The 12,660-nt window shown below is 62.5% G+C and carries 15 protein-coding genes; 5 read left to right on the forward strand and 10 right to left on the reverse strand.

Going from position 1 to position 12,660, the window contains the following annotated elements:
* Window positions 1–93: 93 nt before the first annotated feature.
* Window positions 94–1,086: a fasciclin domain-containing protein gene (locus G3574_RS07830; protein WP_163961744.1), complete on the forward strand. Its 993-nt coding sequence runs from the start codon at window positions 94–96 to the stop codon at window positions 1,084–1,086.
* 72 nt (window positions 1,087–1,158) lie between these two features.
* Here G3574_RS07830 and G3574_RS07835 read toward each other — a convergent pair whose 3' ends face one another.
* The gene (locus tag G3574_RS07835) at window positions 1,159–3,882 is read right to left on the reverse strand and encodes a hybrid sensor histidine kinase/response regulator (RefSeq protein WP_163961746.1); all 2,724 of its coding nucleotides are present in this window, start codon (window positions 3,880–3,882) and stop codon (window positions 1,159–1,161) included.
* Between the two features lie 273 nt (window positions 3,883–4,155).
* Between G3574_RS07835 and G3574_RS07840 the strand changes: the two genes are divergently transcribed.
* Window positions 4,156–4,842, forward strand: coding sequence for a type 1 glutamine amidotransferase domain-containing protein (locus G3574_RS07840; protein WP_163961748.1), 687 nt, complete (start codon window positions 4,156–4,158; stop codon window positions 4,840–4,842).
* Here the strand turns inward: G3574_RS07840 and G3574_RS07845 are convergent, their stop codons facing one another.
* The 5 genes from G3574_RS07845 to G3574_RS07865 form a co-directional block, all read right to left on the reverse strand.
* The gene (locus G3574_RS07845; protein WP_163961750.1) at window positions 4,843–5,295 is read right to left on the reverse strand and encodes a cupin domain-containing protein; all 453 of its coding nucleotides are present in this window, start codon (window positions 5,293–5,295) and stop codon (window positions 4,843–4,845) included. It abuts the gene before it with no gap.
* Window positions 5,296–5,471: 176 nt separating this feature from the next.
* Entirely contained in the window at window positions 5,472–6,269 is a 798-nt protein-coding gene (locus tag G3574_RS07850) for a sulfite exporter TauE/SafE family protein (protein ID WP_163961752.1), read from the reverse strand.
* Between the two features lie 13 nt (window positions 6,270–6,282).
* Window positions 6,283–6,720, reverse strand: a complete 438-nt coding sequence (locus tag G3574_RS07855) for a YeeE/YedE family protein (protein ID WP_163961754.1) — start codon at window positions 6,718–6,720, stop codon at window positions 6,283–6,285.
* A 10-nt stretch (window positions 6,721–6,730) separates the two neighbouring features.
* Window positions 6,731–7,162, reverse strand: a complete 432-nt coding sequence (locus tag G3574_RS07860; RefSeq protein WP_163961756.1) for a YeeE/YedE family protein — start codon at window positions 7,160–7,162, stop codon at window positions 6,731–6,733.
* A gap of 9 nt (window positions 7,163–7,171) precedes the next feature.
* Entirely contained in the window at window positions 7,172–7,489 is a 318-nt protein-coding gene (locus tag G3574_RS07865; RefSeq protein ID WP_163961759.1) for an ArsR/SmtB family transcription factor, read from the reverse strand.
* Between the two features lie 115 nt (window positions 7,490–7,604).
* Here G3574_RS07865 and G3574_RS07870 point away from each other — a divergent pair, with 115 nt between their 5' ends.
* Window positions 7,605–8,354: an MBL fold metallo-hydrolase gene (locus G3574_RS07870; protein ID WP_163961760.1), complete on the forward strand. Its 750-nt coding sequence runs from the start codon at window positions 7,605–7,607 to the stop codon at window positions 8,352–8,354.
* An 87-nt stretch (window positions 8,355–8,441) separates the two neighbouring features.
* On the opposite strand, the gene G3574_RS07875 is transcribed toward G3574_RS07870, so the two are convergent.
* From G3574_RS07875 to G3574_RS07890, 4 genes are all read right to left on the reverse strand, one after another.
* The gene (locus G3574_RS07875) at window positions 8,442–9,206 is read right to left on the reverse strand and encodes a molybdopterin-binding protein (RefSeq protein WP_205609699.1); all 765 of its coding nucleotides are present in this window, start codon (window positions 9,204–9,206) and stop codon (window positions 8,442–8,444) included.
* 8 nt (window positions 9,207–9,214) lie between these two features.
* The gene (locus G3574_RS07880) at window positions 9,215–10,129 is read right to left on the reverse strand and encodes a cytochrome b/b6 domain-containing protein (protein WP_163961764.1); all 915 of its coding nucleotides are present in this window, start codon (window positions 10,127–10,129) and stop codon (window positions 9,215–9,217) included.
* A 37-nt stretch (window positions 10,130–10,166) separates the two neighbouring features.
* Window positions 10,167–10,436: a hypothetical protein gene (locus G3574_RS07885; RefSeq protein ID WP_163961766.1), complete on the reverse strand. Its 270-nt coding sequence runs from the start codon at window positions 10,434–10,436 to the stop codon at window positions 10,167–10,169.
* Window positions 10,437–10,553: 117 nt separating this feature from the next.
* Window positions 10,554–11,336 (reverse strand): DUF1223 domain-containing protein, encoded by a 783-nt coding sequence (locus G3574_RS07890; protein ID WP_163961768.1) that lies wholly within the window; start codon window positions 11,334–11,336, stop codon window positions 10,554–10,556.
* Window positions 11,337–11,426: 90 nt separating this feature from the next.
* Between G3574_RS07890 and G3574_RS07895 the strand changes: the two genes are divergently transcribed.
* Together G3574_RS07895 and G3574_RS07900 are read left to right on the forward strand one after the other, a co-directional pair.
* Complete coding sequence (locus G3574_RS07895) at window positions 11,427–12,017, forward strand: sigma-70 family RNA polymerase sigma factor (protein WP_163961770.1); 591 nt, start codon at window positions 11,427–11,429, stop codon at window positions 12,015–12,017.
* Window positions 12,017–12,658, forward strand: a complete 642-nt coding sequence (locus tag G3574_RS07900) for a DUF1109 domain-containing protein (RefSeq protein ID WP_163961773.1) — start codon at window positions 12,017–12,019, stop codon at window positions 12,656–12,658. The genes G3574_RS07895 and G3574_RS07900 overlap by 1 nt, the downstream gene beginning before the upstream one ends.
* The last annotated feature ends 2 nt before the right edge of the window (window positions 12,659–12,660 follow it).

Here is a 12,660-nt window from a genome sequence, read left to right on the forward strand (position 1 = left end):
ACGTCGTCACGAAATCCGGCCTGGAACCCATAGAGAAAAACCATTCCCGTGAACATGACACGACGAGCCTGAACCGCTCGGTTGGAGACCGTAATGAGAACCTTCGCCCAATGCTTCATCGCGCTTCTCGCGAGCATCCTCCTGGCCTCCTGCGGAGGCGGCGATTCATCTATTCCTGACGCCGCGGCAACGACGCCGCAGCAAACCACCGGCACGAGCGGCACCCAGACTGCCGGCAACATCGTCGTGGTCGCGCAGCAGCAAGGCTTCAATGCCCTGCTCGCCGCAGCCACCAAGGCCAACCTGGGCTCCGCATTGACCGACGCGAAGAGCAGCCTGACCGTCTTCGCGCCGACGGACGCGGCCTTCAATCAACTGGCCGGCGCGCTCGGATTCGCCAATGCCGAGGCCATGGTCAATGCCTTGCCCGCCGATACCTTGCAGAGCCTCCTGCTCTATCACGTCCTGCCCGCCGCGAAGGCCGCATCGGTCCTCGTCGCGGAAGGAAGCCGCCAGGAAACGCTGTATCGCAACGCGGGCCGCGCGACAAGCCTGGCGCTCGACACCAGCCAGGGCGTCAGGATCACCGACGCGGCACTGACCACCGCCAATGTCGTTGCCGCGAACGTCGCCGCGAGCAACGGCGTGATCCATGCGGTCGACAAGGTGCTCGTGCCGCCGGGCCTGCTCAACATCGTGCAGATGGCGCAGGTGAATCCTGACCTGTCATCCCTGGTCGCCGCCGTCAAGTCGGCCAACCTTCAGGGCGCGCTCAGCGGCGCGGGACCCCTCACCGTATTTGCCCCGACCAATGCGGCATTCGCGAAGGCGCCTTCCGGGCTCGACGCCGTCAAGCTGGGCACGGTGCTGAAATACCATGTGCTTGCCTCCGCAGTGCGCAAGGCGGACATCCCGTTCGGCACGCCGGTCCCGACGCTCGCGCAGCAGAACATCGTTTTCAGCAACGGCACTGCGGTCACGATCAGGGACACCACCGGCACGGCATCGACGATCCTGGCAGCCGACGTCGAGGCGAGCAACGGCATCATTCATGTCATCGACAAGGTCCTGATCCCGGCGCTGTAAAGTTGAAGTTGAAGGTGGTGCCTAAGCTGGCGCGGGCGGCAACCGTCCGCGCCGGGTTTTGCCGATCACATGTCAATGTGCGAAGTGTGCCTTGAGCAGCATGCTCGCCTTGTTGATGAACGCGCTGATCTCGAATGGTTTCGTCAGCACGTCCATGCCGGGAGCGAGCCGGCCATTGCCGACGGCGGCCGTGTCCGCATAACCGGTGATGAACAAGACCTTGAGGCTGGGTCGCCTTACCCTTGCGGCATCGGCCACCTGGCGGCCGTTCAGTCCGCCGGGCAGCCCCACGTCCGACACCAGCAGGTCGATCCGCACATCCGAATTCAGTATCTGCAGGCCGGTCGTTCCGTCTTGCGCCGTGAGCACCAGATAGCCGGCGTCTCGCAGCACGTCTTCAATGATGTTGCGCAGCGCCTGTTCGTCCTCGATGAGCAGGACCGTTTCTCCCTGGCCCGATTCAATGGGCGGCGTCTCGACGTGTTCGTCGTTTTGCACCACGCCCGCATGGCAGGGCAGGTAAAGGCTCATGGTCGTGCCGGCGCCCACCGCCGAGCGCACGCGGACCTGGCCGTCCGACTGGCGCACGAAGCCATACACCATGGACAGCCCGAGGCCGGTGCCCTCGCCCAGGGGCTTGGTGGTGAAGAACGGATCGAAGATGCGCGCGACCACCTCCGCGGCCATGCCGGCGCCGGTGTCGGAAACGCACAGCAGGATGTAATGGCCCGGCGGGATCTCGCGTTCGTCCGGATCGGAGCCGTCTATCCGCTTGTTGATGGTCTCGAGCCTGAGTTTTCCGCCGCCTGGCATCATCGCGTCGCGTGCATTGATGCAGAGGTTGAGCACCGCGTTCTCGAGCTGGGAGGGATCGACCTTCGTCAGTCCGAGGTCTTTCGCCCTGACTATCTCGAGTTCGACCAATGGTCCGACCGAACGGCGGACAAGTTCTTCCATGCCGGCGATCAGGCGATTGACGTCCGTGGGCTTCGGATCGAGCGTTTGCCGGCGCGAAAAGGCGAGAAGCCGCTGTGTCAGGGAAGCGGCGCGGCGCACGGACGATTCTCCCAAGTCGATGTAGCGTTCCAGGTCGCTGTACAGCCCGCGATCCATCTTGAGCTTGATCACCTGCAGGGCGCCGCTGATGGAAGCCAGCAGGTTGTTGAAATCGTGCGCGAGACCGCCCGTCAACTGGCCGACGGCCTCCATCTTTTGCGCCTGGCGCAAGGCATCCTGCGCATGCTTGAGTTCGGCCTCGCGCGCCTTGCCGAGGCTGACGTCGCGTCCGACCGCGATGAAGTTCTCGCCATCGAGTTCAGGCGTGACGGTCCACTCGATGTGCTTCCATCCGCCCTTGCAAGTGGCGATGCGATTCTCGAACCGGGTCGGCCGGTGCGTCTCGGCCATGCGCGCGATAGCATCCAGGGTCGGCGGCATGTCTTCCGGGTGCATGAAGCTGGCGTAGGGACGCGTGAGAAGCTCGGTCTCGCTCCATCCCAGGACCTGCGTCCAGGCGGGGCTGACGGCCGACATCGTCCCCTGGTAGTTGGCCCGGGCGAGCATGTCTTGCGACAGGTTCCAGAGCCGTTCACGCTCGGCAGTACGACTGGCCAGTTCCGCTTCGCGTTCCTTCTCGGCCGTGATGTCGCGGCCGGTGGCGTAGGTCATGTCGCCCGCGGGCGCCGCGACCCAGGAAATCCAGCGCACCGATCCATCCTTGTGCCGGTAGCGGTTCTCGACCGCCGACAGCCTGCCCGACGCGGCGATCTCGTAGGCATTGACCGTCAAGGTGTGATCGCCGGGCAACACGAATTCATTGACGTGCCGGCCCACGAGCTCGTCGGGCGCGTAACCGAGCAGGGCCGTCCAGGCCGGGTTCACGCGCCGCAGGAAGCCATCGAAGTCGATGACGAGCATGAGCGCGGGCGAGATGTCCCACATGCGGTCGCGCTCCGCCGTGCGTTCGGCGACCTGGCTCTCCAGCGTTTCGTTCAGTTCCCGAAGCTTGCGCTCGGCCTGCTTGCGCGCGCTCACATCCTGGAAAAGGATTGCCACCTGGCGCTTGCCGGCTCGCTCCACGCGGGTGCATGCCACTTCCAGGTGCCGGTCGGTGGCTTCGAGCTCGCGCTCGAAACGCATCGGCTCGCCGGTGTCGAGCACATGGCGAAAGATCGCCACCCAGGCGTCGGCCTCGCCTTGCGTCATTACTTCCCGGCCTGTCTTGCCAACGATGTCGGGAATGCCGGCATGGCGCATGTAGGCCTGGTTTGCTTCAAGGTGCACGTAGTCCGACAGCGGACCTTGCGACCCATCAATGAACTCGATGACGCAGAAGCCCTCGTCGATGGAATCGAACAGGGTGCGATAGCGCGCCTCGCTTTCGCTCAGCCTGTCTTCGGTCCGGCGCTTGTCGCTGATGTCGATCGACACGCCGGCCATCTTGTACGGAAGATCGCCCCCTGCATAGAGTGGCTGTCCGCGAATGGCAATCCAGCGCACGTCTCCGGCCGGCGTCACGATCCGGTATTCGATGTCGTAATCCACTCCGGTGTTGATGCTGCGCTCGACGGCTTCAGCCATGCGCAACTTGTCATCGGGATGAATCGCGTCGCGCAGTTCGGCATAGCTGAAGGGCGCGTCCGGATCGCGTCCGAAATTGAGCCGGCAGATCTCCGACGTCGTCAGTTCACCCGTCGCGAGGTCGAGGCCCCAGGTCCCAAGGCGGCCGGCCTTGATCGCGAAGCGCAGTTCTCGCTCGTTCGCATCGGACAGTGAGGCTTCAGGGACGGTAAGCATGGCAACTCGCTCTGGATGGCTCGGGCGGCCGGGAAGGTTGGTCCGAACGTTTCCGTGACGCCGGCGCGCAGGTTGAAGCGGTGGCGGATAAATGGTTGGCAGGCATGGCACATTCAAGGGTTAGCGCCGTACCTTAGCATAGTTGGCATGCCTGCTCAGCCAGGGCGGGCGGTACGCGGCCCGTTGCCGTAATTCAATCCCGAGGCTCGGCTCAGAACTTTCAATGCCGCCAATGCTCTACCTTGCTCTTTGATCCACTTACCGAGGACAGAAATGAACATACTCATGGTGTTGACCTCGCATGACCGGCTCGGCGACACGGGCAAGAAAACCGGCTTCTGGCTGGAGGAGTTCGCGGCTCCCTACTACGTCTTCAAGGACGCGGGCGCCAGGATCACCGTGGCCACACCTAAGGGCGGCCAGCCGCCGCTCGACCCCAAGAGCGATGCGCCCGACGCGCAGACCGCGTCCACCGAGCGTTTCAAGAAGGACCAGGAAGCACAGCAACTGCTCGCCGGCACCGTGCTGCTGTCGAGCGTGTCGCATGAAGAATTCGACGCCGTGTTTTATCCCGGCGGACATGGCCCCTTGTGGGATCTGGCGGAGGACCAGGATTCGCTCACGATGATCCAGAGCATGCATGCCGCCAACAAGCCGGTTGCCGCGGTCTGCCATGCGCCGGGCGTGCTGCGCAACGCCAAGCTGCACAACGGCCGTCCGCTGGTCGAGGGAAAGCATGTGACCGGTTTTGCCAATACCGAGGAAGAAGCGGTGCAGCTGACCAAGATCGTGCCCTTCCTTGTCGAGGATGCGTTGAAGAAAGCCGGCGGAATCTATTCCAAGGGACCGGACTGGGCATCGTATGTGCAGATCGACGGCATGCTCATCACCGGCCAGAATCCGGCGTCATCTGAAGAAGCCGCAAAGGCGGTATTGAAGCTGCTCGCGGAGCGGCACTAACTAGAACACGCCGGACTTGAACAGCTGCCCATCGGCGTCCAGCAGGCGCCAGGTCTTGCCTTCGGTGTGCAGCGTTCTTCCGGTATCCGGATAGTGGCAAACGTCCCGGTTCATGCGCGTGCCGACGATCAGATAGGAGCATGGGGCAATTGACTGGTTGGATACATGGTGCGCGTTCGGCACGCCGGCCGGCCAGCAGGCCGCATCACCGGCGTGCAGGACCTGGGTTTCCGACCCTTCCGTGACGCTCACTTCGCCGGAAAGCACATACAGGAATTCATCTTCATTCTCGTGCCAGTGATTGTTGGAGGACCGCGCGCCAGGCTGCAGTGTCTGCACGTAGGCTCCATACTGGGAAAGCCCTCCCGCGTCCGACAGCCGCAGGGTATCCGTGATGCCGAACGACTCTCGTTCGGCCCGCTCGGCGGGTATCTGGTTCTTCCTGATGATCATTTCAATTCCTCGGCATCGACATGAAGCAAGTCGCAATATAACCGTTGGACGGGATATGCCGCCAGCCCCGCCTTTCCGCGGGGCGGCCAGGCGATGACGATCCGCCATATGGCAATGCGCGGAGTATCGTCGCCTGGCTGGCCGGGAATATCCGGTGTTCCATCGGCGCATGATCGCTAGAGTGACTTCGCGATCATTCCGGCGGCGACGACAACGCAAATCCCGGCGAAGGCGATCTTCAGATATCTGGTCGGAAGACGCGACGACAGCATGCTCCCTGCCGCCATTCCCGCCAGGGCGCCCGCCGAGAACGGCAAGCCGACCGCCAGGTTGAAATGCCCTGCCGAGATGCTCGTGACGACGCCGGCCAGCGAAATGAGGGCAATCACCGCAAGCGACGTCGCAACGACTGACTGCATGGCCAGGTCGGTGTAGCGCTGTAGCGCAGGCACCATCACGAAGCCCCCGCCCACGCCGAGCAAGCCCGACAGCGCGCCGGCAAGGCTTCCCGACAGGGAGAGTGCGCCGGCGCACTTGCTCGTCCAGATGAAGCGCCCATCCTCCGCATCCCGGATACAGGGGGGTGTTGCCCTGCCTGGGGAACCTGGTTTGGTACCATGCGCCGCCGATTCCCTGAAGGTCTTGTAGGCGACCCAGAGCAGGACGAGCGCAAACACCAGGCTGAGGAAACGTGTATCGACACGTTGCGCAAGCCATGCTCCCAGCGGCGCGACCAGCATGCCGACGCCCGCTATGAGGAGGGCGGCACGGTAGCGCACGACCTTCGCTCTCAGTCCCATCGCCGCACCCATGGCCGCGGCGATGCCGACTGCCATCAAGCCGATCGGTCCGGCCTGCGCCACCGACAGACCCAGCCCGAAGACCAGAAGCGGGACGGCCAGGATGCCGCCGCCTGCGCCGGTCAGCCCCATGATGATGCCCACCAGCGCGCCCAGTACGATGCTCAGGATCATCGTGCCCTTCCTTTCACGGCGCGCCGCTGGCGGAACTCTTCTTCACGCCCTCCAGGAGTTCGAACACCGCCATCCCGGCCAGCATGGCAAGGACGAACAGCACCGGTTCGATTCCACCCCGCCCGAGCGACGCAAGCGCAGGACCCGGACAGTATCCGGCGAGCCCCCACCCGGCTCCGAAGGTCAGCCCGCCCAGCACGAGCCGCCGGTCGATGCGCGTGGCCGTCGGCAAGCGCATCGCTTCACCGAGCAGCGATGCCGGCCTCTTGACGATAAACGGAAATGCCAGCGACCCGACCAGCACGGCGCCGCCCATCACGAAAGCCAGTGACGGATCCCAGCGTCCGGCCAGGTCGAGAAAACCCTGCACCTTCGCCGGATCGGTCATGCCGGACAGGATCAAGCCCAGGCCGAACAGCAGGCCGGCGAACAATGCCATGAATGTCTTCATTTCTTTCCTCCTAGTTCGCCAGATGACGAACGATGTACACCGTGACGAATCCCGCAAGCATGAAGGAAAGCGTTGCAACGGCAGAGCGCGGGGAACGGCGGGACAGCCCGCAGACGCCATGGCCGCTGGTGCAGCCGGAGCCGTAGCGGGTGCCGATGCCAACCAGCAGACCAGCCACCAGCAACGTGGCGTAGCCTGCGTCCACCCTGGCTTCAGGCAGCGGACTTGCCAGCGCGAATACGAATGGCGAAATCACCAGGCCGGCCACGAACGCGATCCGCCAGGCAATGTCTCCCGGCGTGGGATTGAGCAAGCCGCCGAGGATGCCGCTGATGCCCGCGATCCGTCCATTAAAAAGTAGAAACACCACGGCTGCCAGGCCGATGAGCATGCCGCCTGTCAGCGACATCCACGGCGTGAAACTGGTCCAGTCGATCGTCATGGCCTTCTCCTATTCCTTGGGGCAGTAGATTTGATACAGCACCTGCAATACCGCCAGCGCCTCGTCGCTGGCGATGCTGTAGAAGATTTGCTTTCCTTCGCGCCGCGTGGTCACGAGCCTTTCCTCGCGCAGCACGGTCAGCTGCTGGGACAAGGTGGGTTGATGGATGCCGGTCATTTCTTCCAGGTCGCCCACGGAGAACTCGCCCTGGGTCATCTGGCACAGCAGCAGCAGGCGGTCGGGGTTCGAAAGCACCTTCATGAGAGTGCAAGCCTGCCCGGCGGCGGCCTGGAGTCTTGCCGGATCAATGTGTTTGGGTAGAGCCATGGAAACCTTCCTCGAAACGCTTTACATGATCAATATATCGCATCATAATATATTTAACGATATATTGAAAGTGCGGATTCGATCCGCTTCCCCCGTCGAGCAAGGAGCAGCCATCATGATCTTTCGGCAACTATTCGAACCGCTTTCCAGGACCTACACCTATCTTCTGGGCGATGAAGCTACCGGCCAGGCCATACTCATCGACCCAGTCATCGCCAGCATGGATCGGGACCTGGAAGAAGTGCGCCGGCTTGGGCTGAAGCTGGCCTACACCCTGGACACGCACATCCATGCCGACCACATCACCGCGGCGCTGGAAATGAAGAAAGCGGCCGGCAGCAAGATTGCCGCGCCGGCCCATGACCGCCTGCCATGCACCGACGTCGGCGTCGAGGAGGGCAAGCCGTTCCGGCTGGGCGGCATCACCTTGCAACCGCTGCATACGCCGGGTCACACCGATGGCCATTTTTCCTACCTGTTGAACGATCGGGTATTTACCGGCGACGCCTTGCTGATCGAAGGCTGCGGCAGAACCGATTTCCAGAACGGCGACGCCGACGCCCTCTACAAGAGCGTGCGGGAAAAGCTGTTTGTCTTGCCGGGCGAGACGCTGGTCTATCCGGGACATGACTACAAGGAGCGCTTCGTGTCTTCCATCGCGCAGGAGAAGGCGCGCAACCCGCGCCTGGGCGGCGACAAGACGCTGGAAGAGTTCAGGAACATCATGGCGAACCTGAACCTGCCTTACCCCACGTTCATCGACCATGCCGTTCCCGGCAACCGGCAATGCGGGGTATGCCCGTCCCACCTGCCGGAGAACCTCGAAAAATATTGCCGGCAGATGACCCAAAGCCCGCAAGGCTGAAGACGGCCGCAACGAAGGGCATGCTGGCACCGCGCAGGCGATTCCGACCGACATCGGCGCCTGAGCGGACGGCTCCGGGGTGACGCTTCAAATGCCTGCGTACCACTGATATCCGTTGCTGTCTTCCCAATAGCCGCCCTTCCCTCCGTAGATGTTTTCCAAGCTGTCGGCCAGTTCCATCCGCATCAGGTACTTTGCCTGCTTGTATCCCAGCTGCCTTTCCACCCGCAGTCGAAGCGGCGCGCCATTTGCGACAGGCAGCGGGCTGTCGTTGAGATCGTAGGCAAGTATCGTTTGCGGATGGTACGCGTCATCCATGTCGATGCTTTCGTAGTAGGGACTGCTGCCATCGCTTTCCATCGGATCGGCGCAATGAAAGACGACGTATTTTGCCGTCGCCGCCGGCCTCACCGCAGCCAGGATCTCGGCGAGCGGCACGCCGCTCCACTTTCCGATCGCACTCCAGCCCTCGACGCAGTCGTGCCGGGTGATTTGCGTGCGGCCGGGCAAGGCCCTCAGCTGCGCGAGCGAAAAACGCCGGGGACGTTCGACCAGGCCATCGACCTGGAGCGACCATTCCGAAAAATTCTTCGCGGCCAGCGCCTGGTAGACCTCGTTGTCCGGGTTCGCCGTGCCATTGCTGCGGAAGTGCGGCGACAGATCGGCTTCGGTGAATTCCTGCGCCATCGATTTCCGCGGAAGGAGGGCCTTGTGGACCTGCCTGCTCAGCACTTCGCCGGTTCCAAGGACCTTGGGGAACCAGCTGGTTTCATTCAGCCGGTCGCAGCCACCGACCAATAGCGTCGCTGCCGCGCCGAACGCCCGGCGAAGGAAGCGGCGGCGATCTGTCATGTTCGGATTCATGGCGTCTGTCCTTTCTTTGTTTCGGCGTGAATGACGTAATAGCCCGTGATCATCGAGCGCAGATGGTTCCAGAGGCCGCTGACGATGACTTCGAACACGTGAATCAGCACGAACGCCACCAGCAGCCAGGCAACGATGAAGTGAATGGTGCGCGCGGACTGCCGGCCGCCGAACCAGTTGACCCATCCTGTGAACACCGTGTCGAGCATCGGCGACATGGCCATTCCCATCAGGATGATCAAGGGAAGCAGCACGAAGATCACGATGAGGTAGGCAAGCTTTTGCAGGACGTTGTAGCGTCGGGCGGCCTCGCCTTGCGGGTGCTTGAACCGCAGGTGATCGACGATCGATGCGCCGATGCCGCGCATGTCAGCCTTGTCCGGCGCGAGATCGCGCCTGAGATGACCGCTAAGAAGCGAGTAACCGATATAGAAGGCGCCGTTCAGGACGAAGAGCCAGGCAAAGAAGAAATGCCAGAGCCTGGAATCCGCCAGTGAATAGGAGCCGGGAATCGTCAGCCAGGGAGGAAATGCCCTCTCGACCGTCGTTCCCGCGAAAGACGTCGACACGCCCAGTATGCCCGTCGTGTCGAACTCATGTCCGCCCACACGCAGCTTCCCTCGCCTCGTATCGGACGGCGTGGCATCGCTCACTTCGGCACGGGCCGCGCCGGAGACGCCCGGCGACGGTTCCGTCTTCGAAACGATCTCGAGCAGCGCAGGCCGCGCACTGTAGGAAGACGCTCCCCAGTAAAGCGCAGGATGGGCATTGAAGATGCCCAGGCCGCTGAACAACAGGATCGCCAGGCTGACCACGTTGATCCAGTGGCTGATCCGGACTGGCAGGCGATGCCGGTAATATCTCGTACCGCGCGCCCGGTCTGGCGCGGCAGAATTGGTTGAGGCGGACATGGGCGTATTCCTCGAATGCGTTTCAGAAGGCCATGGATTACTTCTTCATTTCGTCCTTGTTCATGGCGCCATCCTTCTGCATGTCGTGCCTTGCCATTGCGTCCTTCGATTTCTGCATGCCTTTCATGTCGTCCTTCTTCATTCCGTCCTTGCCCATGTGGTCCTTCATCTTGCCGTCCTTCATGGCGCCTCCCGACGTCATGTGGTCCTTTGCCATTCCGCCGTCCTTATTCATGGAATCCTGCGCGGCGGCGGCTCCGGAAATCAGCAGGAGACCGGAAAAGATGGCGGTGGAAATGTTGAGCATGGTGTTTTCCTTTAGTGGTTGAGGTGTGATTACCCCGGTTGCTCCGGACAATGCCGCCCGGAGGTGAAACAAAGACGCCGCCCTGTCTTGCCAGGCAACGTCGGATTCATGAAACGCCTAGCTCTTTCCCGGATCGCAAGGACCGATACTGACTGCCTGGTCGATCGTGCCATCCACGTTGTTCTGGACGAATGCCACGGCGCGCAGGTTCGCCCGGTTCCAGTCGGCGGGGAGCCGCAGATCCTGATGCATGCGTGCATTCCCCCCGGCGAGCTTCACCGGGCCAAGCCACATGCGGACCGTGGCGTCATGCATGAGGGTGGTATTGCTGTTCTCGCCCCGCAATACGTTCGACACCAGCTTGCTTTCGCTGACGGCCAGGAAAAGGGATTGATCCGCACCGGGGTTGCGCGCGTTGGCAATCGCATCGAGCCTTACCGCATTCCCCGATGCCTCCGCCCATTTGAGCCGGATGCTTGCCTGTGCCGGTTTCGCATTGATGCGCCGGATGGCATCGGACAGTTCGCGGCCCCAATGCCGCAACTCCTTTCCGTTGACGAAGAATTCCGGCGTGTACACCAATCTGTTGTGCTCAAAGGCGGCAAGCTGCCTTTGGCGCTCATCGAATATCGTTTGCGCGAACCTGTCTTTCCAGCCAATGTAGTCCCAATAGCTCACGTGCAGGGCGATCGGAATGACGAGCGGATCGGCGGCGAAGCTGCGTTGCAGCTTGCCGAGCTCCCGATCGGCCGGCGGGCAGCTCGAACATCCTTCGCTCGTGTACAGTTCGATCAGGGCCGCGGTGGCCGGCCCGCTGTTGACCTCGCATGACTCGCTGGCAAACGACGGCGCTCCAAGGCAAAATGCAATGCCGGAAATGATCGGTGCAAGGGGATTCATTCGGGTGCCTCGTTTTCCGTGACGTGTTGTGCAGATAATTCGCGCTGCCGGGTGGTTCGGTTACAAGGGAGGGGAAAAAATAAATTTTCCATGGCCTGTAACCATCCTGATGAAAATAACGAATGCAAAGGAGTGGGCGTGATCGCAAGCGAATCACGGTTGCGTGAACTGTTTCTGCGCGGCCTTGAAGGGGAAGCCGGACCCTATCAGCTTTTTCTGAAGGAAATCAGCGCGCACTTCCGCGCCTATCTCAGGAAGCGCTTGACCGGATTACCGGATGACATCGAGGACGTCCTTCAGGAAACGCTGCTGGCGGTGCACAACCAGCGCCATACCTACGATCCGGGCCAGCCGCTGACCGCATGGGCCTATGCGATCGCCCGCTACAAGATGGTGGACCTGCTGCGCCGGCGCGGCGGGCATGATGCCTTGAACGTGCCGCTTGATGACGAAACCGAGTTGTTCGCGCATTCCGAGCAGGAGGCCGGGGAAGCCAGGCGCGATGTGATGAAGCTGCTGGATCAATTGCCTGACCGGCAGCGCCTGCCGATCCAGCATTTGAAGCTCGAGGGCTTGTCGGTATCCGAGACGGCACGCCTGACCGGAATGTCGGAGTCCGCCGTCAAGGTGGGCATTCACCGCGGCCTGAAGGCGCTCGCAGCATTGATTAGGGACCAATAATGAAAACGGAAGAATTCATCGGCATGCTGGCCGCCGGCGTGTCGCCGGTGGAACCAGGCAAGGCAAGGCGCCGCATCGGAAAGGCGCTGGCCCTCGGAGCGGCCGTGTCGGCAATGATGATGTTGCTGGGATACGGTGCGCGCGCCGACATGATGCAGGCGGCTGCGCGCCCCATGTTCTGGATGAAACTGATCATCCCGTTCATCGTCGCCGTCACCGCCTTGCAACTTACCAGGCGCCTGTCATGCCCGGGATCGCGTCCGGGACGCGCCCCGCTCCTGCTGGCGGCCCTTCTGCTGCTCTCCTGCGGCAGCGCGGCGGCAATGCTGCTCATGGCGCCGCCGGCAGCCAGGCCGGAAATGATTTATGGCGCCACCTGGAAGACTTGCACGCTCAGCATCATGCTGCTTGCGGCGCCGGTTTTTTTCGCCGTCTTCTGGGCGATCAGGGATCTGGCACCAACCCGGCCCTCATCGGCGGGCGCCGCCGCCGGCCTGCTCGGGGGAGCTACCGCGGCCACGGTATATGCGTTGCACTGTCCGGAGATGGCTGCGCCCTTCCTGGGCATCTGGTACGTGCTGGGCGTCCTGGCCCCGGCAGCGCTTGGCGCGCTGCTGGGACCGCGGCTGTTGCGCTGGTAGAG

The sequence above is a fragment of the Noviherbaspirillum galbum genome (assembly GCF_010974945.1).
Lineage (GTDB): Bacteria > Pseudomonadota > Gammaproteobacteria > Burkholderiales > Burkholderiaceae_D > Noviherbaspirillum > Noviherbaspirillum galbum.

Coding starts and splice junctions, on each gene's coding strand:
- G3574_RS07875 (WP_205609699.1), bottom strand. CDS start 9,206: ATGACAGATCGCCGCCGCTTCCTTCGCCGGGCGTTCGGCGCGGCAGCG.
- G3574_RS07855 (WP_163961754.1), bottom strand. CDS start 6,720: ATGAAGACATTCATGGCATTGTTCGCCGGCCTGCTGTTCGGCCTGGGC.
- G3574_RS07865 (WP_163961759.1), bottom strand. CDS start 7,489: ATGGCTCTACCCAAACACATTGATCCGGCAAGACTCCAGGCCGCCGCC.
- G3574_RS07835 (WP_163961746.1), bottom strand. CDS start 3,882: ATGCTTACCGTCCCTGAAGCCTCACTGTCCGATGCGAACGAGCGAGAA.
- G3574_RS07840 (WP_163961748.1), top strand. CDS start 4,156: ATGAACATACTCATGGTGTTGACCTCGCATGACCGGCTCGGCGACACG.
- G3574_RS07850 (WP_163961752.1), bottom strand. CDS start 6,269: ATGATCCTGAGCATCGTACTGGGCGCGCTGGTGGGCATCATCATGGGG.
- G3574_RS07880 (WP_163961764.1), bottom strand. CDS start 10,129: ATGTCCGCCTCAACCAATTCTGCCGCGCCAGACCGGGCGCGCGGTACG.
- G3574_RS07885 (WP_163961766.1), bottom strand. CDS start 10,436: ATGCTCAACATTTCCACCGCCATCTTTTCCGGTCTCCTGCTGATTTCC.
- G3574_RS07870 (WP_163961760.1), top strand. CDS start 7,605: ATGATCTTTCGGCAACTATTCGAACCGCTTTCCAGGACCTACACCTAT.
- G3574_RS07830 (WP_163961744.1), top strand. CDS start 94: ATGAGAACCTTCGCCCAATGCTTCATCGCGCTTCTCGCGAGCATCCTC.
- G3574_RS07890 (WP_163961768.1), bottom strand. CDS start 11,336: ATGAATCCCCTTGCACCGATCATTTCCGGCATTGCATTTTGCCTTGGA.
- G3574_RS07860 (WP_163961756.1), bottom strand. CDS start 7,162: ATGACGATCGACTGGACCAGTTTCACGCCGTGGATGTCGCTGACAGGC.
- G3574_RS07895 (WP_163961770.1), top strand. CDS start 11,427: ATGGCCTGTAACCATCCTGATGAAAATAACGAATGCAAAGGAGTGGGC.
- G3574_RS07845 (WP_163961750.1), bottom strand. CDS start 5,295: ATGATCATCAGGAAGAACCAGATACCCGCCGAGCGGGCCGAACGAGAG.
- G3574_RS07900 (WP_163961773.1), top strand. CDS start 12,017: ATGAAAACGGAAGAATTCATCGGCATGCTGGCCGCCGGCGTGTCGCCG.